The sequence below is a fragment of the Kitasatospora sp. NBC_00458 genome, assembly GCF_036013975.1.
Classification (GTDB): Bacteria; Actinomycetota; Actinomycetes; order Streptomycetales; family Streptomycetaceae; genus Kitasatospora.
The window spans coordinates 1,286,131-1,310,158 of sequence record NZ_CP107904.1 but is presented as its reverse complement, the minus strand read 5'-3'; the positions used below and the strand labels follow the sequence as shown (position 1 = coordinate 1,310,158).

The 24,028-nt window shown below is 74.3% G+C and carries 20 protein-coding genes; 6 read left to right on the top strand and 14 right to left on the bottom strand.

Annotated elements, in window-relative coordinates:
- Positions 1 to 3: 3 nt before the first annotated feature.
- From OG550_RS04445 to OG550_RS04420, 6 genes are all read right to left on the bottom strand, one after another.
- The gene (locus OG550_RS04445; RefSeq protein WP_327674730.1) at positions 4 to 948 is read right to left on the bottom strand and encodes an ABC transporter permease; all 945 of its coding nucleotides are present in this window, start codon (positions 946 to 948) and stop codon (positions 4 to 6) included.
- A 13-nt stretch (positions 949 to 961) separates the two neighbouring features.
- Entirely contained in the window at positions 962 to 2,548 is a 1,587-nt protein-coding gene (locus tag OG550_RS04440) for an ABC transporter substrate-binding protein (protein WP_327674728.1), read from the bottom strand.
- A gap of 110 nt (positions 2,549 to 2,658) precedes the next feature.
- Positions 2,659 to 3,906: an ROK family transcriptional regulator gene (locus OG550_RS04435; protein WP_327674726.1), complete on the bottom strand. Its 1,248-nt coding sequence runs from the start codon at positions 3,904 to 3,906 to the stop codon at positions 2,659 to 2,661.
- A gap of 124 nt (positions 3,907 to 4,030) precedes the next feature.
- Positions 4,031 to 4,996 (bottom strand): TauD/TfdA dioxygenase family protein, encoded by a 966-nt coding sequence (locus OG550_RS04430; protein ID WP_327674724.1) that lies wholly within the window; start codon positions 4,994 to 4,996, stop codon positions 4,031 to 4,033.
- Between the two features lie 588 nt (positions 4,997 to 5,584).
- Positions 5,585 to 6,436, bottom strand: coding sequence for an alpha/beta fold hydrolase (locus tag OG550_RS04425; protein WP_327674722.1), 852 nt, complete (start codon positions 6,434 to 6,436; stop codon positions 5,585 to 5,587).
- Between the two features lie 57 nt (positions 6,437 to 6,493).
- Positions 6,494 to 6,721 carry a hypothetical protein gene (locus OG550_RS04420; RefSeq protein ID WP_327674720.1) on the bottom strand — a complete coding sequence of 76 codons (228 nt, stop codon included), beginning with the start codon at positions 6,719 to 6,721 and terminating at the stop codon, positions 6,494 to 6,496.
- 192 nt (positions 6,722 to 6,913) lie between these two features.
- Here OG550_RS04420 and OG550_RS04415 point away from each other — a divergent pair, with 192 nt between their 5' ends.
- Positions 6,914 to 7,396: a cysteine/serine endopeptidase inhibitor gene (locus OG550_RS04415; RefSeq protein ID WP_327674718.1), complete on the top strand. Its 483-nt coding sequence runs from the start codon at positions 6,914 to 6,916 to the stop codon at positions 7,394 to 7,396.
- A gap of 149 nt (positions 7,397 to 7,545) precedes the next feature.
- Entirely contained in the window at positions 7,546 to 8,961 is a 1,416-nt protein-coding gene (locus tag OG550_RS04410) for an NAD(P)/FAD-dependent oxidoreductase (protein ID WP_327674716.1), read from the top strand.
- An 18-nt stretch (positions 8,962 to 8,979) separates the two neighbouring features.
- On the opposite strand, the gene OG550_RS04405 is transcribed toward OG550_RS04410, so the two are convergent.
- Positions 8,980 to 9,441 (bottom strand): hypothetical protein, encoded by a 462-nt coding sequence (locus OG550_RS04405; protein WP_327674715.1) that lies wholly within the window; start codon positions 9,439 to 9,441, stop codon positions 8,980 to 8,982.
- Between the two features lie 321 nt (positions 9,442 to 9,762).
- Here OG550_RS04405 and OG550_RS04400 point away from each other — a divergent pair, with 321 nt between their 5' ends.
- The 3 genes from OG550_RS04400 (at position 9,763) to OG550_RS04390 (ending at position 11,938) form a co-directional block, all read left to right on the top strand.
- Positions 9,763 to 10,743 carry a DUF6528 family protein gene (locus tag OG550_RS04400; protein WP_327674713.1) on the top strand — a complete coding sequence of 327 codons (981 nt, stop codon included), beginning with the start codon at positions 9,763 to 9,765 and terminating at the stop codon, positions 10,741 to 10,743.
- 233 nt (positions 10,744 to 10,976) lie between these two features.
- On the top strand, positions 10,977 to 11,306 hold the full coding sequence (locus tag OG550_RS04395) for a hypothetical protein (protein WP_327674711.1): 330 nt from the start codon (positions 10,977 to 10,979) through the stop codon (positions 11,304 to 11,306).
- Positions 11,303 to 11,938, top strand: a complete 636-nt coding sequence (locus OG550_RS04390) for an acyl-CoA thioesterase (RefSeq protein WP_327674709.1) — start codon at positions 11,303 to 11,305, stop codon at positions 11,936 to 11,938. Before OG550_RS04395 ends, OG550_RS04390 begins: the two co-directional genes overlap by 4 nt.
- A gap of 232 nt (positions 11,939 to 12,170) precedes the next feature.
- On the opposite strand, the gene manA is transcribed toward OG550_RS04390, so the two are convergent.
- From manA to OG550_RS04355, 7 genes are all read right to left on the bottom strand, one after another.
- Positions 12,171 to 13,517 (bottom strand): mannose-6-phosphate isomerase, class I, encoded by a 1,347-nt coding sequence (manA, locus tag OG550_RS04385; protein ID WP_327674707.1) that lies wholly within the window; start codon positions 13,515 to 13,517, stop codon positions 12,171 to 12,173.
- A 21-nt stretch (positions 13,518 to 13,538) separates the two neighbouring features.
- Positions 13,539 to 14,564 carry an ROK family protein gene (locus OG550_RS04380; RefSeq protein ID WP_327674705.1) on the bottom strand — a complete coding sequence of 342 codons (1,026 nt, stop codon included), beginning with the start codon at positions 14,562 to 14,564 and terminating at the stop codon, positions 13,539 to 13,541.
- 97 nt (positions 14,565 to 14,661) lie between these two features.
- Positions 14,662 to 17,739 (bottom strand): alpha-mannosidase, encoded by a 3,078-nt coding sequence (locus OG550_RS04375; protein ID WP_327674703.1) that lies wholly within the window; start codon positions 17,737 to 17,739, stop codon positions 14,662 to 14,664.
- 50 nt (positions 17,740 to 17,789) lie between these two features.
- Positions 17,790 to 19,088: a glycoside hydrolase 5 family protein gene (locus OG550_RS04370; protein ID WP_327674701.1), complete on the bottom strand. Its 1,299-nt coding sequence runs from the start codon at positions 19,086 to 19,088 to the stop codon at positions 17,790 to 17,792.
- A gap of 99 nt (positions 19,089 to 19,187) precedes the next feature.
- On the bottom strand, positions 19,188 to 20,129 hold the full coding sequence (locus OG550_RS04365) for a carbohydrate ABC transporter permease (protein WP_327674699.1): 942 nt from the start codon (positions 20,127 to 20,129) through the stop codon (positions 19,188 to 19,190).
- Positions 20,130 to 20,133: 4 nt separating this feature from the next.
- Positions 20,134 to 21,006, bottom strand: a complete 873-nt coding sequence (locus tag OG550_RS04360; RefSeq protein ID WP_327674697.1) for a carbohydrate ABC transporter permease — start codon at positions 21,004 to 21,006, stop codon at positions 20,134 to 20,136.
- A gap of 99 nt (positions 21,007 to 21,105) precedes the next feature.
- Positions 21,106 to 22,392, bottom strand: coding sequence for an ABC transporter substrate-binding protein (locus OG550_RS04355; RefSeq protein WP_327674695.1), 1,287 nt, complete (start codon positions 22,390 to 22,392; stop codon positions 21,106 to 21,108).
- 241 nt (positions 22,393 to 22,633) lie between these two features.
- Here OG550_RS04355 and OG550_RS04350 point away from each other — a divergent pair, with 241 nt between their 5' ends.
- Positions 22,634 to 23,782: a LacI family DNA-binding transcriptional regulator gene (locus OG550_RS04350; RefSeq protein WP_327674693.1), complete on the top strand. Its 1,149-nt coding sequence runs from the start codon at positions 22,634 to 22,636 to the stop codon at positions 23,780 to 23,782.
- Positions 23,783 to 24,028: the final 246 nt, after the last annotated feature.

Here is a 24,028-nt window from a genome sequence, read left to right as displayed (position 1 = left end):
CGGTTACTCCCACCGGATCCGGGGGTCCAGCCAGGCGTACGCCAGGTCGGTGAGCAGCTGGACGGCGACGTAGACGGCGACGATCAGCAGCAGGAGGTCCTGCACGACGGGGTAGTCGCGGCGGATGACACCCTGCTCGATCAGCTGGCCGAGGCCGGGCCAGGCGAAGATCCGCTCCACCAGCACCGCGCCGGCGACGAGGTGGCCGACCTGGAGGCCGAGCACGGTGACGGCGGAGGGCAGCGCGTTGGGCAGGGCGTGCAGCCAGACGATCCGGCGGCGCGAGACGCCGACGGCGGTGGCGGTGCGCACGTAGTCCTCGGCGAGGGCCCGTTCGATGCCGTCCTTGAGGTAGCGGGCGAGGACGGCCGCGCTCGGCAGGGCGAGGCAGACGGCGGGCATCAGCAGGTACTGCAGGGCGAGGTCGGGTGCGTCGAGGAAGGACTCGTGGCCGCCGGCGGGCAGCAGCCCGAGGGTGACCGCGAACAGCAGCACCAGCAGCACGCCGGTGACGAAGGGCGGGACGGCCAGGACGGCGGTGGTGAAGGCGTGGACGGCGGCGGCGACCGGCCGGCGGCGGGCGGTGGCGCCCAGGACGCCCAGCGGCAGTGCCAGCAGGACGACCAGGAGCAGGGCGCCGAGGGTGAGTTGGACGGTGGCGGAGATGCCGTTGCCGATCAGGTCGGAGACCTGGCCGCCGATCGCGTAGCTGGGCCCGAGGTCGCCGCTCAGCAGGTTGCCGATCCAGGTCAGGTACTGGCCGACGAGCGGTTCGTCCAGGCCGAGTTGGGCGCGGATGGCGGCGACGGCCTGCGGTCCGGCGTCGGGTCCGGCCAGTGTGGTGGCCGGGTCGCCGGGGATGAGGCGGAGGATCAGGAAGACCAGGAAGGAGGCGAGGAGGAGGACGAGCAGCCCGGAGGGCAGCCGCTTGAGGAGGAAGGTTCGCATCGGTCCCGCCCGGTCAGGCCGTGAGGTAGGCGTCGTCGAGGTTGAGGTAGCCGAACTTGTTGAGGGTGGCGCCGCGGACCTTGCTCCCGGCCACCTCGGTGAGGCCGGCGATGGCGAGGTCGATCACGAACTGCTCGTCCAGCAGCACGTCGGTGATCTGCTGGTAGAGCGCCTTCGCCTCGGGGCTGTCGCTGTCCGGCCGCTTCCACGCCTTCTGGACGATCTCGGTGTAGGCGGGGGAGGAGAAGCGCGAGCTGTTCTTGGCCTCGTTGAACGGGTAGGCGCTCACCGCCAGGGTGGCGGGGTGGAGCTGGGCGAAGCCGTGGCTGAGCGTCCAGAGGGCGGGCATGGTCTGGGAGATGAGCTGCTTCTGCATGGTCGGCGAGTCGGTGGGCTGGAGCACCGTCTCGATGCCGACCTGCTTGAGGTCGTACTGCAGGATCTGGGCGATGGCGGTGTTGCCGGGGTCGTTGGAGTGGGCGAAGGGCAGGGTGATGCCCGTCAGTCCGGCCTCCTTCAGCAACTGCCGTGCCTTCTCGGGGTCGTGGTGGTAGCGGGTGGCGGAGGCCTCGCTGAACGCGGGGGAGGACTTGGGCCAGGGGGTGGAGGAGACGGTGCCGTACCCGCCGAGCGCCTGCTGGACCAGCCGGTCGCGGTCGACGGCCCAGGCGATGGCCTGCCGGACCCGCTTGTCGGAGACGTGCTCGCCGGTCAGGTTGGCGCCGATGTAGTAGGCGCCGGCGCCGGTGTCGTAGGAGGTGATCCGGAACTGCGGGTCGCTCTTGAGGGTCGCGACGTCCTTGCCGCGGATGCTGTAGGAGAGGTGGGTCTGGCCGGTCTTGAGCGAGGCGAGCAGCGAGTCGGCCTGCGGGACGATCCGGACCTCGACGCCGTCGAGGTAGGGGCGGCCCGGGTTCCAGTACTTCTCGTTGCGGGCGAAGGTGATCGAGCTGCCGGGCTTGCGGTCGGTGAAGGTGTAGGGGCCGGTGCCGATCAGCTTCGTCCCGGTGAAGGCCTCCTCGACGCTGGCCGAGTCCGGGATGATCATGAACTCGAAGAGGTCGAAGATGTTGCTCACCGGGTGGGCGAGGACGAGGGTGAGCTCGAAGTCGCCGTTCTTGCGGAAGTCGGTGACGGCGGCGGCGGTGGAGCGCAGCTGGGCCGAACGGACCGGGTTCTGCAGGTTCTTGACCGCGAAGACCACGTCGTCCGCGGTGAACTTGCGGCCGCTGTGGAAGAGCACGTCGTCGCGCAGCTTGAGCGTGACGGAGGCGCCGTCCGGGGCGACCTGCCAGGAGGTGGCCAGTTCGGGCTGCGGCTGGAGCTTGTCGTCGTACCTGGTCAGGGTGTTGAAGACGAGGCGCTGGACGAGCGTGTTGGCGCTCTGGGCGAAGAGCAGGGCCGGGGTGAAGTCGACGCCGGCGCCGACCGTGAGGACGCCGCCCCGGCGCGGGCTCGCCGCGTCGCCCGCGGGGGCGGAGGCGGTGTCGGCCGCCGAGCGGCAGGCGGCGAGCGTCAGCAGGCCGGCGCCGGCCAGGCCGCCGCGGAGCAGGGCCCGGCGGGAGAGGCCGGGGGCGGACGGAGCGGGGAACGCGGTCATGGGCGGAGGTCCTTTGTGAAAAGCACGGGGCGGGGCTGTGGGCTGCGGGGTCGTGCTGTGGGCTGCGGGGTCGTGCTGCAGGGTGGGGCGGGGCGGGAGGAGCCGGGCGGTCAGCGGAGCCGGACGGGGACGGCCGGCGCTGCCTCGGCGGCCGCGGCCATGGCGTGCAGCGGCCGGGCGTAGAGAGCGGCGAGTGCCGCCGCCCCGGCGGCCACGGCCAGTACGTCGGCCCCGCGTTGCTGGGCGATCAGCAGGTCGGCGTCCCGGCGCAGGTGCGAGCGGAGCGCGAACTCGGTGCGCACCACGTCCAGGTAGTCCTTGTCCAGCAGGGCGAAGGTCTCGGTCAGCACCAGCAGGTCCGGGTTGACCACGTCGGCGAGCAGGGCCAGCGCGCGTCCGACGGTCTCGGCCCGGCGCCGGACCAGCTTGTCGGCGCGCGGGTCGCCCGCCAGGACGGCGGCGGTGAAACCGGTGCGGTCCGGCCGTTCGGTGATGCCTTCGGCGGCCGCCGCCTCGAAGAGCGTGGTGTCCGAGGCGGCGACCGCCAGACAGCCCGTGCGGCCGCAGTGGCAGAGCGCGTCGCTGTCCGGCACCGGGAGGTGGGCGACGTCCCCGGTGGGGGACGGCGGTCCGACGTGCACGGTGCCGGCCACCGCGAGCGCCGCGTCCACCACGTGGCCGACGAACAGGTGGACCATGGACCGGCGCGCCGCCGGATGCCCGAACAGGATCTCCGCCTGGGCCAGCGCCCGGGCGTGGTTGTCCACCTGGACGGGCAGTCCGGAGGCCTGTGCCAGCAGCTCGCGGAGCGGCAGGTCCCGCCAGCCCAAAGGTTCATGACGGACCATCAGGCCGCGCTCGCGGTCCACCGCGCCGCCGGTGACGGCGCCCAGGCCGACCAGGGTGCGGCCGTCCGGCACGGCCGCCAGCAGTCGGGGCAGCCGCTCCAGCAGCGGTCGCAGCACCGCGTGGCCGGTGCGGCCCCGGTTGTTCAACTCCTGGCGGTACAGCACGTTTCCGCGCAGGTCGAGGAAGGCGAAGGTGGTGTACGGGACGCCGATGTGGAGTCCGGCCACGGCGAGCCGGCCGGCGTCGACGTCCACCGGGAGCTGCGGCCGGCCCACCGTGCCCGCCCCGCCGCCCGCCAACTCGGGCCGCTCGCGGAGCAGTCCGAGCCGGGAGAGGTCGACCACCTGCCGGGACACCGCGGCCGGGGAGAGCCCGGTGAGTGCGGCGACCCGGCTGCGGGCGACCGGACCGTGGTCCAGCACCGCCCGCAGCACGGCGGCGGCGTTGACGTCCCGCCGCTCGTCCCCGGAACGGGGCTTCTCGGCCGGGGGCGGGGGCGGGCTGAACATCGGCGGTCCTTCGGGGCGTCGGGGTGGGCCGGTCCGCGGGGCGGCCCGGGGTGACGGGCCCCGGGACCGGGGGTGCGGCGGCGGCGCCACCGGCGGGGTCAACCGGTGGGGCCGGTCGGCGGGGTCAGCCGCGGGCCGCGGCCTCCAGCTCCTCCGCCGGCACCAGCCCGGCCACCTTCGGCGGGTCGGCCGGCTCCAGCAGGCGGCTCGGCACGCCGTCCACGCCGACCGGCAGGTCGCCGTCCAGGGTGATCCGGCGGACCAGGCGCGGCTCGTCGCCGTAGTCGTTGACCGCGTAGTGCTGGGTGGCCCGGTTGTCCCAGATCACCACGTCGCCGACCTGCCAGTCCCAGCGGACGGTGTTCTCCAGGCGCTCCACGTACCGCTGGAACAGGTTGATCAGGGCCCGGCTGTCGGCGCCCGAGACGCCCTGGATCCGCTGGGCGAACGCGCCCAGCAGCAGGGTCTTCTCGCCGGTCACCGGGTGCACCCGGACCAGCGGGTGCTCGGTCTTGAACGCGGTCGACACGAACACCTGGCGGAACAGGCTGGCGATCTCCGCGTTGTCCGCCAGCTCCGGGCGCAGGGCCAGGCTGGCCGCGTAGTCGTAGTCGTTGGTGTGGACGGCGCGCAGCGACTCGGCCAGCACCTTCAGCGGCTCGGGCAGGTCCTGGTACGCGGCCACGGTGTTGGCCCACACGGTGGAGCCGCCGGCCGGCGGGAGCTCCAGCGAACGCAGGATCGACGCCTTCGGGTAGGACGGGACGAAGGTGACGTCGGTGTGCCAGTTGTTGGCGCGCACGCCCTTGGTGGCGTCCAGCTCGAAGATGTACCGGCCGTCCGCGCTGGGCACGGTCGGGTGGCCGACCGGGTGGCCGAGCAGGCGGGCGAACGCCTCGTGCTCGGCGTCGTCCAGGTGCTGCTGGCCGCGGAAGAACAGCACCTTGTGCTCGTAGAGCGCCGCCTCGATGGCGGCGACGGTCCCGGCCGGCAGGTCGCCGCCGAGGCGGACGTCGTGCACGATCGCGCCGATCCGGCCGGCGGCGGGGGTGAGGCTGAGCTCGGTGACCTGGTCCTGGGCAACGCTCATGGCGGGTTCCTCGACTCTCGGGGACTCGTGGGGAGGCGGGTGAAGGGATGCGGGAGGCCGCTCCGGCGGCGCGACGGGGCGCGGCAGGGCGGAGCGGAGGGCGTGCGGGGTGAGCGGACCGGGCGGAGGGCGGCGTACGCCCCTGCCGGGTGCGGGCTCGGTGGAGGGCTCGGGTGCGAGATCGGTCGCGGGAGCGGCCGGTCCGGGGACGGGACCGGCAGGTGTCAGCGGGCGAGTGCTCCGCGACGACAACAGCGGCAACACGAGGCCCGGTGCGCGGGGCCGTGCTCGACACGGTCAACCATGTTCATCGGCCCTCCTTCCGGGGTGCTGCGAGTGGGCTCGGCGCTCATGGTGCTGAAGGCCCTGCCTCCCTGTCAATCATCCGTCCTGCCTGCTGGACAGGGGTGTTGCCGTACTGTGGCGCCGTGTTGCGGCCGGTGTCCGGACGATGGCGGGCGTGCGGCGGCGGCATGTTCCCGCCTGTCGGGGGAGTGTCGGGATTACTAACTCTCGCAGCGGAAGAAACCCCGCACGCATGCGAAAGGCCCGCCCGGAGCCGCTCCGGACGGGCCTCGACCGCGCGCGTTACGCCAGGAAGCCCCCGACGGCGGCCGTGAACAGTTCGGCGTCGTCGAGCCAGGGGAAGTGGCCGGCGCCCGGCTGCACGGCGAACACGGCGCCGGGGAGCAGTCCGGCCATCTCGGCGGCCGCCTTCGGGGGAGTGCTGAGGTCCACCTCGCCGGCGAGGACGAGCGCGGGCACCGCGCGGGCGGCGAGTGCGGACCGGGTGGCCGGCGGGTCGAAGGCGCCCTCGGAGGCGAAGACCGCCGCCGCCGCGTCGTTGCGCTGGGTGTCCTCGGCCGCCTGGTGGAGGCGGGCCTGATCATCCCAACGCCCGTACATGAACGGGGCGATGGCCGACCAGTCGGCCGGTCCGCCGTGCCCGGAGGTGATCGTCTCCAGCGCCGCGTACGCCTCGGCGAACCACGGCTCGCCCCGGTGCAGCCGGGCGGTCTCGCGCCGGGTCTCCCCGTCGATCGTCACACCGAGGGCCGTCACGGAGGGCGTGACCAGCGCCAGCCGGCCCACCCGCTCCGGGTGCCGCTCGGTGTACCGGACGGCGAGGCCGGCGCCGGCGGAGTGGCCGAGCAGGTCGAGCCGGTCGAGGCCGAGGTGGACGCGGAGCGCCTCGACGTCGTCGACCAGGCGGTCGCAGCGGTAGGTGCCGGTGTCGGCGGGCACGGCGGAGGCGCCGGTGCCGCGCAGGTCGAGGAGGACCAGGCGGCGGCCGGCGCGGGCGGCGAGCCCGCCGAGGTCGCCGAGGTAGCGGGAGTCCTGCATGGGGCCGCCGGGCAGGCAGACGACGGGGTCGCCGTCGGCGTCGCCCTCGACGCGGTAGGCGAGGAGGGTGCCGTCGGGAGCGGGGAAGGTGTGCATGGCAGTGATCCTGTCAAGACCTCCGTGCGCTGTACACCGGGTTCTCCCCGGGGTGCCTCACGCCCCGAGCAGGCGGGCGAAGTCCAGCCCGAGGCTGCCGAGGACGGGCAGCGCACCGAGGTCGGTCACGGCACCGACCGGGATGCTGTAGCCCTGGTTGACCTCCCGGGGAGCCGGTGCGGCGGCTGCCGCTGCGGCGTGGCCGGTCGCCGTCCCGAGCAGGGCGGCGGCGCCGAGCAGCGCGGCGAGGGCGGTGGGGAGGGCGGTGGGGGGAACAGAGCGCACGGAGGCCTCCAGGGGCGCGGGGACGGGTGTCCGGTGAACGCGCGGGGAGGTCGTGCGGTCACGTATCGTCCCTCCTTCGGCCGTTGAGGTAAAGCTCCTTCACTTGTGTTCATGACAACACGTCACATGTCTGTACCACTGCGCCCGCCCCTGCCTACCGTCCTCCCACCGAACCGAACTGGGAGGGTGCACATGCGCGTTGTCCCGAACCTCCGGATCCTGGCCGGCGTCCCGCTGGCCGCCGCCGCGGTCGTCGCTCTGAGCGCCGGCGCCGCGAGCGCCGCGATACCCGTCAACAAGCCGATGACCGGCAAGGCCACCTACTACAACGACGCGGGCTACGGTGCGTGCGGCACCCGGATCGACGCCGCCACCCAGATGCTGGTCGCCGTCTCGCACACCTGGTGGACCACCGCCAACCCCAACAACGACCCGGTCTGCAAGGGCATCTCGGTCAAGGTCACCTACAAGGGCAAGACCGTGACCGTCCCCGTCAAGGACCAGTGTCCGTCCTGCGACGCCACCCACATCGACCTCAGCCAGCCCGCCTTCGCCAAGCTCGCCCCGCTCGGCCAGGGCGTCGTCAACGGCCTCACCTGGCAGTTCGTCAAGGCCGGACTCGCGGGCGGGAGCGTCCCCCTCTCCGAGCCGGTCACCGCCTCCACCCTCGGCTGACCGGCCCCGCCGGCCCCCGCCCGGGCCGCCCGCCCCTGACAGAGTGCAGGGGCGGGCGGTCGGTTTCCTCGCACGGTGACGGTGGTCCGGGGCCGCGGGCGGGCGTAGCGTCCGGGCATCCGGGATCGGCGTGAGTGGAGGTCGGGGACGTGTCGTCTGGCGTTGCGGGTGCGAACGGCGGGGTGTCGTTCTGGTGGGGGCGGCGGGGACTGCCCGAGGCGCGGCCGGCCCTGCCCGGGGACCTCGACGTCGACGTGTGCGTGGTGGGCGGCGGCTACACCGGGCTCTGGACGGCGTACCACCTGAAGAAGGCCGACCCCGGGCTGCGGATCGCCGTGCTGGAGGCGCGGTTCTGCGGGTACGGCGCGTCCGGCCGCAACGGCGGGTGGCTGTACAACGGGTTCGCCGGACGCGGGGCCTTCGCCCGGCGGTACGGCCGGGAGCGGGCCGCCGCGATGCAGCGGGTGATGGACGCCGCCGTCGGCGAGGTCGCCGACACGCTGGCCGCCGAGGGGATCGACGCGGACCTCGTCCGGGGCGGCGTGCTGGAGGTGGCCCGGACTCCGGCCCAGCTGGCCCGGCTGAAGGAGTTCGCGGCGGCCGAGCGCACCTACGGGCCCGGCCGGGTCGAGGAGTTGGACGCGGCGCAGACCCGGGCGCGGCTGCGGGTCGAGGGCGTGCTCGGCGGGGTGTGGAGCCCGTACGGCGCGCGCGTGCAGCCCGCCGCACTGGCGGCCGGGCTGGCCCGGGCGGTGGAGGGCCTGGGCGTCGCGGTGTACGAGGGGACCCCGGTCACCGCGATCCGGGCCGGGACCGGCGCCGGTGGCCGGGCCGGTGGCCGGCCGAGCGCGGCCACCCCGCACGGCACCGTCACCGCCCAGTACGTGCTGCGCGCCACCGAGGGCTTCACCGCCGGACTCGCCGGGGAACGGCGCACCTGGCTGCCGATGAACTCCGCGATGATCGCCACCGAGCCGCTGCCGCCGTCCTTCTGGGCCGGGACCGGCTGGGAGGGGCGCGAGCTGCTCGGGGACTTCGCCCACGCGTACATGTACGCGCAGCGCACGGCCGACGACCGGATCGCGCTCGGCGGGCGGGGCGTGCCCTACCGCTTCGGCTCCCGGACCGACACCGACGGCACCACCCAGGAGGCGACCGTCCGGCAGCTCCGGGAGATCCTGCACGCCTTCTTCCCCGCCGCGCGCGCCGCCCGGATCGACCACGCCTGGGCAGGCGTGCTCGGCGTGCCCCGGGACTGGTGCGCCACCGTCGACCTGGACCGGCGCACCGGTCTGGGCTGGGCCGGCGGGTACGTCGGCAGCGGGGTGACCACCGCCAACCTGGCCGGGCGGACCCTGCGCGACCTCGTCCTCGGCCACGACACCGAGCTGACCCGGCTGCCGTGGGTCGGCCACACCGTCCGCCGCTGGGAGCCCGAGCCGCTCCGCTGGCTCGGCGTGCACGCCCTCTACGCCGTCTACCACGCCGCCGACCGGCAGGAGTCCGCCGGCCGCCCCACCACCTCCCCGCTGGCCCGCCTCGGCGACCTGGTCGCCGGCCGCTAGGGCGCAGCGGGCCGGGGGTCAGGCTTCGGGGGTGCCGAGGTCGGCGACCCAGACCGGGAAGGGTGGGGGCGGGGTGTCGTCGGTGCCGGGCGCGTCGTCCGTGCAGTGGACCACGCCCGGATCGCGGTCCGCGAGGAAGTCCGCGACGATCGGCCCGAGCGCGTCGGTCGGCACGTGGGCGCCGCCGAACGGCAGCCCGGTGCGGGGCACCGAGCCGGTGGAGCAGCGCAGCTGGCCCGCCACGTCGTCGTGCCAGACGTAGAACGTCGCCGGGCCGCGGTGGCCGGAGGCGGCGACCCGGGCCCGCAGGGCGTCGGCGGTCCGGCCGAAGGCGGCGACGACCTCCTCAATCGAGAGCGCCGCGCGGTCCTCGACGTCGGTGGAGAGCCACCAGGTGTTGGTCTCGGTCTCCGCGTGGCGGTCGGCCGGGTCCAGCAGCAGTGGTTCGTCCGCGACTTCTGCGATGAAGGTGAGCAGCACCGTCACAGTATGGCCGATCGCGGGGGCGGACGGCCCGGCCGGGTACGCCGGAGGGCGGTAGCGGGCCCCTGGCGCGGAGGTGGCCCGGGGGGAGCGGATAGGCCGGTCGGCGCCTGCCCGCTGGCGGCCCGGGGAAGGAGACCGGACGGTGGTCGCTAGGACGTGTTGGCGAGGTCCCGCCGGACCGGGCGGGACCTCGCCGACGCGTCCTGGGCCGTTTGTCCGTGGAGCGGCCCGGGCGTTGGAAGCCCGGGCCGCCGCACGGGCGCACGGCCGCCGGTCCACACGGAACGGCCCTGGCGGACGGTGGAGGTGAGGCGGATGCGGACGAGGCGGGTGGCGGTGGGTGTGGCGGTCCTGGCGGCGGCCGCGGCGGCGGTGCCGACCGCGCCGGCGTCGGCGGGGCCCGGGTGGGCGGTCGCCGTGGTCGACCAGGCGTCGCGGCGGGTGCTGGTGCTGCAGAGCGCCGAGGACCTGATGGCGTACCGGGGGCCGGAGCGGCTGCCGGTGGTCTGGTCGTGGTCGGCGGACACCGCGCCGGACCTCGACGACCTTCGGCCGGAACGGAGTTGGTCCGAGCCGGACGAGGCGAAGAGTCGTGTGCGGCACGGCCGGCGGTACCTGGTCACGACCGCCTCGGGCGGTCTGGCGGCGGTGGTCGACACCGTGACCGGCGCCGCCGCGTGGGCGGTCGACACCGGTCCGCAGGCCAATCCGCACAGTGCGGAGCTGCTGCCGGACGGGAACGTCGCGGTGGCCGCCTCCACCGGCGGGTGGGTCCGGCTCTACACCGCCTCGCAGGGGCCGCGGAGCGCGGTGCACGCCGAGTTCAGGCTGCCGGGGGCGCACGGTGTGCACTGGGACCGGCGGACCGGGCTGCTCTGGGCGCTCGGGGACGACACGCTCACCGCGCTGCGGGTGGGCGGTACGGCGGCGGCGCCGACGCTGACCGCCGTGCGGGCGCTGCCGCTGCCGGAGCGGGGCGGGCACGACCTGGCTCCGGTGCTCGCCACGCCCGGGAGGTTCTGGGTGAGCACGGCCGGGCACCTGTGGCGGTTCGATCCGGCGACGGACCGGTTCGCGCCGGTCCGGCTGGGCGGCGGGCAGGCCGAACGGGACGTCAAGAGCATCGGCGACGAGCCCGGCTCGGGGCGGCTGCTCATAGCCGCCCCGGACCACGAGGGCCCTTGTTCCTGGTGCACTTCGGTGCTCTCGCTGCACCACCCGGACGCCGTCCGGAGGTTGCCCGGCGCCTGGCTCTACAAGGCGCGCTGGTGGACCAGTTGGGGGAGCGGCGGATGACCGGCGGGACCGGAGCGGTGACCGGTGGGACTATGGGACCGCGCTGGCATTCGGTGGATGCGGCTGATTTTATGCAGCGGCAAACTACTCCAATGGTGGTCAGTTTCCGCTGTGGTTCCGGAAACCATCCGCGAGGTGCCCGGGCTGGGATAGCGTCCATGGCGCCGGGGGGACTCGAACCACTCACTGGGTTCGAACATCAGACAATGCCGTATCCGTTTCGGGAGAAAACCGTGCGCAATTGCCTTTCGGAAAACCGGTCGGACACCGTCGACGAACTGCGGCTCGCCGTGGACTCGCTCGCCGCGTTCCCGGCCCGTGACGCGGCCTGCGGGGCCGACGTCCCCGAGCGTCTCGCGGCGGTGGCGGAGCTCTGCCGCGCCGTCGACGGGGTGCTCGACAGCCTGGTCGTCCAGGCGGCCGCCGAGGCCGCCGAGGAAGGGTGGACCGCCGCCCGGATGGCGTCCGAACACGCCGTCTACTACGCGAGGTTGCAGCGGGCGCTGCTGCCCGCCGGTGCTGTCGCCACCGGTCGGGGCGACGCCGGGCCGAAGCAGCGGTGAGCGCGCCGCACACGCACGCGGCGCACGCCAACGCGCACGTCCTGGCCTGCCCCACCCGGTGGAGCGACGTGGACGAGAACGGGCACATCAACAACGCCCGGCTGGTCTCCTACGTACAGGAGGGAATTTACGACCTCTTCTGCCACCACGCGGTCGCCGTCCGGGAATCGCTATTTCCGTCCGGATTCCTGATCGCCCGGCACGAGATCGATTACCTGGAACAGCTGTACCACCAGCCGGAGCCATTGCTGGTCCGGTTGACCGTCGAACGACTGGGGCGCAGTTCCGCGCACGTCGTGGTGAATGTGTGCCGCGACCCGCGGACGTATATGCGGGCGCGGACGGTGGTGGTCGCGCGGGACGAGGCGTCCGGCCGGTCCCGCACGCTCAGCCCGTCCGAGCGGCGCTTCCTCTCGGCGTTCCAGCCGGGGACGCCGACGGCGGAGGGTCCGATCGCCGACGGGTCGAAGGGCGAGGGCCCGACGCCGCCGTCCAGGGTCGCGGTGAAGTCGCCGCGCGGTCCGGTGGCCGCGCCCGTGCCGACCCACCACCGCCCCCGCCGGCGCCTGCCGGGCCTCGGTGCGCTGACCCGGAGCGTCCCGGTCGGGTCGTACCGGCACCGCGGGCGCTGAGCCGCCGCACGTCCAGCCGCCGCACGGGCCGGGCCGTTCCACGGTCCGGGCTGTCGTAGGGCGGCCGGGCCACCGCACGTGCCGCGCCACCGCGCGGGCCGACGCCGGGCACAGGAAGTCGACTGGGGCTTCTTCCTGTGCAAGGGGTGGTCCGCAGCGGCTGCAGCGGGCGTGGGCGGTGGGCGGTCCGGGGCCTGGGGCCCGGGCCGGCGGGTGCGGCGCGTACCGCCCCTCAGTCGCCGACGGTGGCGCGGAAGAGCTCCGCGCCAGGGCCCGTGAGATGGACGGGGTCGGTGCCGGGGCGGAGGTAGGCGCTTCGGCCCCGGGGGAGGTCGAGGGCGTGGCCGGCGGGGGTGCGGAGACGGGCGCGGCCGGCGGTGCAGAGGAGGATCTGCGGGGCGTCCGCCAGGTCGATCCGGGCGGGTGCGGCGGTGGGCCGCAGCATCGACAGACGGAACTCGGCGGCGGGTGAGGGGAATTGCTCCTCGATCCCGATCCCGATCCCGATCCCGGTCGCGGTGCGGTCCCCGGTCGCGGCACCGTTGCCCTCCGGGGCGTGCGCGGTCAGGACGGGCGGTTCGCCGGTGCGGAACGCGGTCACCGCCAGCAGGCCGTCCACGTCGATGTGCTTGGCGGTGAGGCCGCACCGCAGCACGTTGTCCGAGTTGGCCATCAGCTCCACGCCCACGCCGCGCAGGTAGGCGTGCGGCACCCCGGCGTCCAGAGCGAGCGCCTCGCCGGCCCGGAGCCGGACGTGGTTCAGCAGCAGCGCGGCGATCAGCCCCGGGTCCCCCGGGTAGTCGCCGGCGGCCCGCGCGTACCCGGCGCAGGCTTCGGCGAACGGCCCGCCCTCCGCGGCGGTCCGGTGCAGTGCGGCGGTGACGGCGGCGAGGTCGGCCGGGCCGGGGCGGGCGTCCGCCAGGACGTGCCGCAGCAGTGCGGGCAGCACCTCGGCCGCGGGCCGGTCCCGGAGCGCGGCGGCCCACGGGGCGAGCGGCGGCACGGCCAGCCGGTCGAACAGCGCGGCCGTGGCACCGGCCGGGCGGAACCCGCAGAGTGCCTCGAAGTCGCCCAGTGCGCAGATCAGTTCGGGCTTGTGGTCACGGTCCTTGAAGACCCGCTCGGGGGCGTCGGCCGGCACCCCGCGGGACTCCTCGGCGTCCCAGCCGGCCTCGGCCTGCGCGCGGGTGGGGTGGACCTGGAGGGAGAGCGCCCGGTCGGCGGCCAGCACCTTGAACAGGAAGGGGAGCCGGGGGCCGAACCGCCGGACGGTGTCGGGCCCGAGCAACTCGGCCGGGGCGTCGGCGATCAGGCGGTCCAGCGGGCGCGGGCCCCGGCCGGTGTCGAGCAGGGAGGGCGCCGAGGGGTGGGCGCCCATCCAGAGCTCCGCCTGCGGTGCGCCGGTCGGCGGGGTGCCGGTGAGCGCGGGGATGGCGGTGGTGGAGCCCCACGCGTAGTCCCGCACGGGGTTGGCGAGCGGGACGAACGGGGGAACGGCGGGCGGTGCGAGGGCGGACGGCCGCGGCGCGGCCGGGGCGGGCACGGAGGAGGGGCGGCCGGGTGACGGCTGGACGGGCATGCGGATGCTCCCAGGGGCGGGTCAGCGGCAGAGCGCGGCGGCGCCGATCAGGCCCGCGTCGGTGCCGAGTTCGGCGCGGCGGACGTCGAGACCACGAACGTAGGGCAGCACGGCGTACCGGTCCAGGTGGCGGGCGAGCGGTTCGAAGAGGGCGGGGCCGGCGGCGGCGACCCCGCCGCCGATCACCACCCGGTGCAGGTCCACCAGGGTGGCGGTGGCGGCGATCCCGGCGGCCAGTGCCTGCGCGGCCCGGTCGAACGCGGCCGCCGCGACCGGGTGGCCGGCCAGCGCGTCGGCGGCGACGGCGCGGGCGGAGCGGTCCTCCCCGGCGGGCCGCCAGCCCGCGGCGAGGGCGTGGCGGGCGATCGCGGTACCGCTGGCGATGCCCTCCAGGCAGCCGCGCGAGCCGCAGGGGCAGGGCTCGCCGTCGAGGTCGACGGTGATGTGGCCGAGGTGGCCGGCGTTGCCGCTGGGGCCGGGGCGGACGGCGCCGTCCAGCACCAGCCCGGCGCCGACGCCCGTGGAGACGACCAGGCAGAGCGCGTTGCCGGCGCCGCGTGCCGCGCCGCGCCAGTGCTCGGCGGCGGCCATCGCCACGCCGTCCCCGGCCAGGGCGACGGAGCGCGGTCCGACGGCGGGGTGCGCGGCGACCTCCGCGGTGAGCGGGAAGTCGCGCCAGCCGGGGATGTTGACCGGGCTGACGGTGCCCCGCACGAGGTCCACCGGGCCCGCGCTGCCGATCCCGACGGCGACGGCGGCGGCCCACCCGGGCGTGGCGGCCAGGTGGTCCAGCACCCGGTGCACGACGGCCAGCACGGCGGCGCCGGACTCCCGTGCGGGAGTGGGGAGCTGGATCCGGTGGGTGAGCGCGCCGGTCGGGTCGACGAGCGCACCGGCGATCTTCGTCCCGCCGATGTCGAGCGCGGCGAACAGCGGTCCCGCGGCCGGGGCGGCGTCGCCCGGGATCGGTCCGGCGTCCGGTGCGGGCGCGGTGGCCGCGTCGGTGGCGGGGGGCGGCGTGGCGGCGGACGGCGTGGCGGCGGTCATGGCGGGTGGCTCCGGGCGGGGCGCGGGCCCCCGCCCGGGTCGCGGGCGGGGGCGATCGATCAGGACGGCGAAGGGACGCCAGGGACAGGAAACAGGATCAGGCCGAGGGCGTCAGCCTCAGGGTCACCAGTTCGAACGGCCGCAGGCCGAGCGCGACGCCGTCGCCGTCCACCGCGACCTCGCCGCGCGTCCCGTCCCACGGGCGCTCCAGCAGGTCGCAGGGCACCGCGGCGGCCAGCGGGAACGAGGTGGCCAGCCGACCCCGGGCACGCCCGCCGACCGCCTCGTAGACCCGCACCACCAGGTCGCCGCTGCCGTCGTCGGCGAGCTTGACGGCGCTGACCACGATCGCGTCGTCGTCCAGCTCCACCAGCGGCCGGACCACCTCCGCGGAGCCGGTCACCCGGCGCTCCGGGAGGCCGACGGCGTACCCCTCGCGGACCGCGTCGGCGATCGCCGCGCCCGGCACCAGCGCGTGCCGGAACCGGTGCACGCCCTGGTCGGTGCGCGGGTCGGGGAAGCGCGGTGCGCGCAGCAGCGAGAACCGGACCGTGGTGGTGGTCCCGCCGTCCTCCTCGCGCACCGTCCGGGTGACGTCGTGGCCGTACGTCGAAGGGGTGACCAGCGCGACGCCCCAGCCCGGCTCCTCCAGGTGGACGAAGCGGTGGTTGCAGGCCTCGAACTTGGCCGCCTCCCAGCTCGTGTTGGTGTGGGTCGGGCGGAACTGGTGGCCGAACTGGGTCTCGGCCGCGTACCGCTCGGTGTGCACGTCCAGCGGGAAGGCCGCCTTGAGGAACTTCTCGGTCTCGTGCCAGTCGACCTCGGTGTCGATGTCCAGGCGCCGCGAACCGGCCCGCAGGGTCAGCGTCTGGACGACCGTGGACGAACCGAAGGACCGGGCGACCCGGACCGCCGCCTCGCCGGGGGAGGCGGCGGCCACCGCGACCTCGTCCGCCCCGACCAGGTCGGTCACGGTGTTGCGGTAGAACTGGTCGACGTCCCAGGCGTCCCACATGTTCGGGAAGTCGGGGTGCAGCTGGAGCAGGTTGGCCCGGCCGCCGGGGGCGACCGTCTCCCGGCCGCTCGCCGCGTCGACCACCGAGACCACCAGGCCGTCGCCGTCCACGGCCACCGACAGCAGGCCGTTGTCCAGGACGAAGCCGCCACCGTCGCGGGCCGTCACCGTGCAGCCGCCGTCCGCGCCGTCGGTGCCGACCGCGCTGTCCACGCCGACCGCCGCCACCGGGGCGGCCCCGCCGGCCGGGACCGCCGAACGGCCGTGTGGCGCGCCGTTGAAGGCCAGCTCGCGCCCGCCCGCCGGGTCCCCGGCCAGCGCCTGCTGGGCCCCACCGATCAGCGCCTCCAGCTCCGCGGCCAGACCCGCGTAGGTGGCCTCGGCCTCGCGGTGCACCCAGGCGATCGACGAGCCGGGCAGGATGTCGTGGAACTGGTGCAGCAGCACGGTCTTCCAGATCCGGTCCAGCTGCTCGTACGGGTACGGGTGGCCGTTGCGCAACGCCGCAGTGGCGCACCAGAGTTCGGCCTCGCGCAGCAGGTTCTCGCTGCGCCGGTTGCCCTGCTTGGTCCTCGCCTGGCTGGTGAGGGTGGCCCGGTGCAGCTCCAGGTACAGCTCGCCCACCCAGACCGGCGGCTTCGGGTACTCGGCCTCGGCCTTCTCGAAGAACTCGGCCGGCCGCTCCCAGCGCACCGTGGCCGAGCCCTCCAGGTCGCGCAGCCGGGCCGCCTTGGCGACCATCTCACGGGTGGTGCCGCCGCCGCCGTCGCCCCAGCCGGTCGGCGCGAGCGAGTGCCGGGCGACGCCCTTGTCCTTGAAGTTCCTCGCCGCGTGGGCGATCTCGCTGCCCTTCATCGAGCAGTTGTACGTGTCCACGGGCGGGAAGTGGGTGAAGACCCTGGTCCCGTCGATGCCCTCCCAGAGGAAGGTGTGGTGCGGGAACCTGTTGACCTGGCTCCAGGAGATCTTCTGCGTGAGCAGCCACTTGGAGCCCGCGTTGCGGATGATCTGCGGCAGGCCGCCGGTGAAGCCGAAGGTGTCCGGGAGCCACGCCTCCTGGTTCTCGACCCCGAACTCCTCCAGGAAGAACCGCTTGCCGTGCACGAACTGACGGGCCATCGCCTCGGAGGACGGCATGTTGGTGTCCGACTCCACCCACATGCCGCCGGCCGGTACGAAGCGGCCGTCCGCGACCGCCTTCTTCACCCGGGCGTACACCTCGGGGCGGTGCTCCTTGATCCAGGCGAACTGCTGCGCCTGGGACATGGTGTAGAGGAAGTCCGGCTCGTCCTCCAGCAGCGCGGTCATGTTGGCGGTGGTGCGGGCCACCTTGCGGACCGTCTCGCGCAGCGGCCAGAGCCAGGCGGAGTCGATGTGGGCGTGGCCGATCGCGCTGATCCGGTGCGCGGACGGTGCGGCGGGCGCGGCCAGCACCTCGGTGAGCAGCGAACGGGCCGCCGCCGCAGTGCCGTTGACGTCCTGGAGGTCGACCGCGTCGAGCGCCCGCTCGACGGCGCGCAGGATCTCCCAGCGGCGGGCGCCGTCGTCCGGCAGCTCGGCCATCAGCTCGCCGAGCACCTCCAGGTCCATCACCAGCTGCCAGACGGTCTCGTCGAAGACGGCGAGGTCCATCCGCTCCAGCTTGTACTGCGGCTCCGCCCCGGCGGTCTCCCGGTCGCCCAACTCGGTGGGAAGGAAGGGGTGGTAGTCCAGGATGACCGGGTTGGAGGCGGCCTCGACGTGCAGCAGCACCTGCTCGCCGCCGGCCGCCGGGGCGGCGATCCGCACCCACTGGTTCTGCGGGTTGAGGCCCTTCACCGGGGTGCCGTCCGGCCGGTAGACCAGGCCCTCGCACTGGAAGCCCGGCATGTTGGCGTCGAAGCCGAGGTCGATCAGCGCCTCGACCGTCCGCCCGGCCCAGGCCTCCGGCACGGTGCCGGCCACGGTGATCCAGCTGGTGCCCCACGGCGCGCCCCAGGCCTCGCCGACGGCGATCGGCGTGCGGGGCGCGGCCAGCCCCTCGGCGACCGGGACGGGCTCGCCGGGAGCCGTCCAGATCGAGACCGAGAGCGGGACGGACTCGGGGTGGACCGCCGGACGGATGCGCTCCTCCAGGACGCGCTTGAGGCGGGCTTCGACCAGGCTGCGGTCATCGTGCATGTCAGCGGACTCCGTTGTGCGACTGAGGGGAACGGACGTGGGAGGTGGCGTCAGCGTACGTCGTCCGGGTGGACGACCTCGGTGATGCCCCGGGCGGTCAGGTGGGCGGGGTCCTCGGCGTGCTCGGCGAGGACCGCGGTCGGGCGGGCGCCCGCCCCGGCGAGGCGCATGAACGCCTCGAAGACGGGGCCGCCCGGGCCGCAGACCGAGCGCTTGGGCGCGGTGACCTCGTCGCCGGTGGCGACCACCACCGCCGTGGTCCGCGGGGCCGGCGCCCGCCAGTCCTCGCGCAGCGCGGCGACGGCGGCGGCCAGCCTGGCGCCGGCCGGCTTGACCCGCCGGTCGGTGGTGAGCAGGCCCAGGCTGTACTCCAGCTCGGGGAAGTCGGCCAGCGCGCGGTCCACGTCGTGCGAGCACCACCAGGTGACGCCCCACAGGTCGGGGCAGTCCAGGACGGCCGCGACCGTGGCGCCGGTGAACCGGGCGGCGTCCCCGGCGGTGATGTGCGGGGCCGGCGCGCCGACTTCCTGGAGCCAGACCGGGCGGTGCGGGTCCCGCGCCCAGGCCTTCGACAGTTCGACGAGGTAGGCGGCGTGCTGGTCGGAGGCGGTGGAGCGGGCGCCGTAGCGCTGGGCGGTGCCGTTGAACACCCAGGAGTGCACGGCGGTGGCGGCGCCGATCCGGGCCGAGTGCCACGGGGTGAACGGGTGCTCGTCCAGGTACCAGGCGGCGTCGTAGGAGGCGTGCAGGTGGAGGCGGCCGGGCGCGCCCTCCTCGCAGGCGCCGACCATCCGGTGCAGCCAGGCCTCGACCTGCGCGGGGGTGGCCCGGTCCGGGTCGGGGTGCGGCTCGCCGGAGAACTGGTTGACCTCGTTGCCGACCGTCATGCCCAGGAAGTTGGGCCGGTCGGCGAGGGCGGCGGCCAGGGTGCGCAGGTACGCGGCCTGGCCGTCGAGCACGTCCGGGTCGGTGAAGACGTTCCGCCGGTGCCAGGTCTGGGTCCACGAGGGCTGGAAGTCGAAGCTGGAGAGGTGGCCCTGGAGGCCGTCCACCGCGACGTCCAGGCCCCGCTCGGCGGCCGCGTCCACCAGGGCGGTGAGCTGCTCGACGGCGCGCGGGCGGATCAGCGTGCGGTTGGGCTGGAAGACCGGCCAGATCGGGAAGACCCGGACGTGGTCCAGGCCGAGCGCGGCGATCGAGTCGAGGTCGGCGCGGACGGCGTCGAGGTCGAAGTCGAGCCAGTGGTGGAACCAGCCCTCGGTGGGCGTGTAGTTGACGCCGAACCGCGGGGCGGCGGCGGGCCGGGGGAGGGGGGCGGTGGCCGGGGAGGCGGGCCGGGAGGCGGTCATGCTCGGTGGGCTTCCTCGTGGGTGCGGCCGTCGCGGGGCGGTCGGGGCGGCGACGGGGGTCGGGCTGCGACGGGTCGGCGACGGGTCGGGCGGGCGGGGCTATCCCTTGACGGCTCCCTCCTCCACGCCCTTGAAGAAGAACCGCTGGCAGACGGCGAAGACCACGACGATCGGCACGAACGCGATCATGGTGCCGGCGGCGATCAGCCGCGGGTTGGTGGTGAACGTGCCGTTCAGGTACTGCAGTCCGACGGTCAGCGTGTACTTCTGCGGGTCGTTGAGCACGATCAGCGGCCAGAGGAAGTCGTCCCAGGCGCCGATGAAGGTGAAGATCACGATCACGCTGAGCATGCCGCGCACGTTCGGCAGGCCGACGTGCCACAGGCGCTGCCAGACGTTGGCGCCGTCGACCAGCGCGGCCTGGTCCAGCTCGGGCGGCACGGCGGCGAAGGCGGTGCGCATCAGCAGCACGTTCAGCATCGCGATCGCGCCGGGCAGGGCGACGCCGGTGAGCGTGTCGGCCAGGCCGAGGCCCCGCACGGTGACGTACTGGGAGACGATGGTGGCCTCGCCGGGCAGGATCAGGGTGGCGAGGAGGAGGCCGAGGAGCAGCCTGGCGCCGCGGAACCGCAGCTTGGCGAGCGCGTAGCCGGCCAGGGTGCAGCCGACCACGTTGCCGAGGATCGCGATCGCGGCGACGACCAGCGAGTTGGCGGCGTAGGTCCAGACCGGGATGGTGTCCGCGACCTTGCCGTAGTTGGAGAAGGTGAGGTCCTTCGGGAAGAAACCGGGGGTCGCGGTGTAGACGTCCTCGCCCGGGCCCTTGAGCGAGGTCGAGAGCTGCCAGAGGAACGGGCCGATGACCAGCAGCAGGACGGCGACGAGGAGCAGGTAGCGCCCCGTCGTCCGGAGCGGGCCGGGGTTGTCGAAGGTGCGGGGCCGTCGGGTGCGGCCGGTCCCGGCGCCGCGACCGGCGCTGCGGGGGGCGGTGCCGGCGGGGGAGGGCGCGGCCGGCGGGACGGCGGCGGCGGTGCGGGTCACGGGTTCAGGCCGCCTTCCGGTTCAGGCGCGTCAGCAGCAGCATCGGGCCGAGGGTGATGAAGAAGAGCAGCAGGCTGAGCGCCGACGCGTAGCCCAGGTGCCCGGTGAAGCCCCGGCTGTACATCTGGATCAGCATGACCACCGACATGTCGCGCCCGCCGGGGCCGCCGGTGCCGTTGGAGAGCACGTACAGCTCGGAGAAGACCCGCAGCGCGGAGACCGAGACGAGCACCGAGACCAGCACCATGGTCGGCCGCACGCCGGGCAGGGTGACGTGCCAGAACCGGCGCAGCGGGCTCGCGCCGTCGACGGCGGCGGCCTCGTGCAGCTCGCGTCCGACGTTGGCGAGCGCGGACAGGTAGATCACCATGTAGTAGCCGAGGCCCTTCCAGGTGGTCAGGGCGATCGCGCTGAACAGCAGCAGCCAGCGGTCGGTGAGGAAGGGGACCGGGGAGTCGGCCAGTCCGGTCTGCCGGAGCAGGCCGTTGACGAGGCCGCGGTCGTCCAGCACCCAGCCCCAGATCAGGGCCACCACGACGGCGGAGGCGACGACGGGGGAGTAGAAGGCGGTGCGGAAGACGGTGATGCCGGGGATCCTGCGCTGGACCAGCAGGGCGAGCAGCAGCGGCAGCAGGGTCAGCAGCGGCAGGCAGATCAGCAGGTAGACCGTGCTGTTGAGCAGGGCGTCGGCCAACTGCTCGTCGCTGAAGGCCCGTTCGTAGTTGTCGAGGCCGGTGAAGTGCCCGCCGCCCAGGGGCTTGGCATTGGTGAACGAGAGGATCACCGTGTTGATCGCCGGCCAGAGGTTGAAGACGGCCAGCCAGACTATCGCGGGCCCGGCGAGCAGCCAGGGGGTGAACCAACGCCGGTGGGTCATGCCGATGCCTTCCTGGGGCGTGCGGTGCGGGTCGTTCCCGGCGGGCGGCGGCGCGGGGGTGCCGCCGCTCCGTCGGTACCGGTGGGTCCGGGGGCGGGATCAGCCCTTGAGCAGCCGGTTGCACCGCTCGACGGCGGTGTCCAGGGCCTGCTTCGAACTCGTGTCCCCGCTGATCGCCAGGGCGAACTGCTGGTTGATGATCGTGCTCATCGCGTCGTCCACCTGGACGGGCTGGATGATCTTCGCCTTGGCGAGCGAGGTGAACGCGACGACCTTGGCGTCGCCCGCGTTGGTGCCGTCGCCCCTGCTGAAGAACGGGTCGCCGGACGAGGCCCTGGTGGACGGGAAGATGCTGGTCAGGTGTGCGAACTCGGCCTGGTTCTCGGCACTGGTGACCCAGCGGGCCAGGGCCACGGCGGCGGCCGGGTTCTTGGTGCTCTTCGGGATGGACAGGCCCTGCACGTAGAGCGGCGGGGTGCCCGTCGCCGGGGAGGAGACGATCTTCGGGGCCAGGGTCGGGTTGTCGACGGCGAGGCTGGTGATGAGGTTGCCGCCGCCGGTGGTCCAGGCCACCGTGCCCGCGTTGAAGAGCTTGGAGTTGCCGGCGTAGGTGTTGGTGAGGATGTCGTTCGGCAGCAGGCCGTCCTTGAACGCGGCGCGGTACTTGTCCAGCAGCGCGGCGGCCTCGGGGGTGTTGAAGGTGAACGACCTGCCGTCGTCCGACATCACCTTGACGCCGGCGTTGACGAGGTCGCCGAGGCCCGGCTTGCGGCTCATCAGGTAGGTCGAGCCGCCGGACCTCTCCTTCATGATCCGGGCCTGGGCGATCAGTTCGTCGAGGCTGCCGGGGAGGTTCTTCGGGTCCAGCCCGTACTTGGCCAGCAGCTCCGAGTTCCAGTAGTTCACATCGGTGTTGAGGTACCACGGGTAGCCGTAGGTGCCGTCCAGACCGGCGAACCGGTAGGCGTCGACGCCGCCGGCCACGTACTCGTCGGCGAGTTTCGGGTCGGCCTTGGCGGCGTCGAGCAGCAGGTTCTGCCGGGCGAGCGGGAGGGCGAAGTCCGGCGGGAGGTTGACCACGTCGGGCAGGGTGCCGGCGGCGGCCTGGCTGAGCACCTTGGCGGAGTAGCCGTCGCCCGGCTGGTCCAGCCACTCGACCTCGACGCCCGGGTGCTGCTTCTCGAAGCCGTCGATCACGCCCTGCACGTAGTCGGTGAACTTCGGCTTCAGCGACCAGGTCTGGAGCGAGACCTTGCCCTTGACCTCGCCGGTCGCCGCGGCGCCCGCCGCGCCGTCGTCGCTCCTGCCGTCGGAGCCGAGTCCGCAGCCGGTGAGCACGGTGGCGGCCAGCGCCGCCGTCGTCACTGCCGCCCGGATTCTTCGCATGAGGGTCTCCCGGTCCTGGGGAATGGGTGGGGGATGCATCGTCGGGGGTGCTGTTCGGGGTGCTTGTTCGGGGTGCTTTCGGGGGTGCTCGCCCGGGGGTGCCGGAGGTGTTTCGGGTGGTGCGCCGGGGGTGCTTCGGGGATTGCGCCGAGTTTCAGAACCTGTCTTACTAAACCGGTCTAGCTGTTGCAGGGACTATGCTCCCGCCTAAACTTGGATGTCAAGAGAGGAGTCGGAACCCGTGGGCAGACCGACGATCGCCGACATCGCCCGACAGGCCGGTGTCTCCAAGGGCGCGGTGTCCTTCGCGCTCAACGGGCGCCCCGGGGTGAGCGAGGCGACCAGGGCCCGGATCCTCCGGGTCGCCGAGGAGATGAACTGGCGGCCGCACAGCGCCGCCCGCGCCCTCGGCGGTGCCAGGGCCGACGCGGTGGGGCTGGTGATCGCCCGCCCGGCCCGGACCATCGGCGTCGAGCCGTTCTTCAGCCAGCTGCTCTCCGGCCTCCAGGCCGTGCTCTCCGCCCGCTCCGTCGCCCTCCACCTGATGGTCGTCGAGGACACCGCGGCCGAGATCGAGGTCTACCGGCGCTGGACCTCCGAGCACCGCGTCGACGGCTTCATCGTGGTCGACCTCCAGCTGCGCGACCCGCGGCTGGCGGTGCTGGAGGAACTCGGCCTGCCCGCCGTCGTCCTGGGCGGCCCCGGCAAGGGCGCCGGCCCGCTGCGGATCTGGGCCGACGACCGCGAGGCGATGCTCTCCATCGTCGACTACCTGGCCGCCATCGGGCACCGGCGGATCGCCCACCTGGCCGGGCTGCCCCACTTCCAGCACACCCAGCGGCGGATCCGCGCCCTGCGGGACGCCTCCCGGCGGCTCGGCCTGGAGGAGGCGGTGTCCGTCCCGACCGACTTCAGCGACGCCGAGGGCGCCGCCGCCACCCGCACCCTGCTCTCCCGGCCCAGACGCCCCACCGCGATCGTCTACGACAGCGACGTGATGGCGGTGGCCGGCCTCGGAGTGGCCGGGGAGATGGGCGTCGCGGTGCCCGGCGAGCTGTCCATCGTCTCCTTCGACGACTCGGTGCTCGCCCGGATCGTGCACCCGCCGCTCACCGCGCTCAGCCGGGACACCTTCGCGCTCGGCGAGCAGGTCGCGCGCAGCCTGCTCGCGGTGATCGACGACGCCGGGCCCGGCCGGGACCTCCAGATGCCGACCCCGCGGCTGACCGTCCGCGAGTCCACCTCGCCGCCCGCGGCGGACGGTCCGGCGGGGGCCGGAGCCGCCGGGACGGCCGCCGTGCCGGCGGGGGACGGTCCGGCGCCGGGGGCCGTCTCACCCCCCGGAGCGGTCTCCGCGGGCACCGTTGACAGCGCCCCTGAACCGGTTTAGCCTCGCTGCGCCGAGCGACCCCCGCTCGGCGCGCCACCGTGGGCGGGCCTCCCCGAGCCGCCCGCGGTCACCCCGCCGGTCCGTACGCACCTGGAACCGCGCGCCCGTTCCACGCCGCCCCCAGCGCGCCGCACCGTCCGGCCCCAGGAACCACCGGCACCACCGGTACCACCACGCACACATGCACCCCGGACCCGTCGCACTCCGGGCGGTCCGCCCCCACCCTCCTCCGCTCGATCGGAGCCA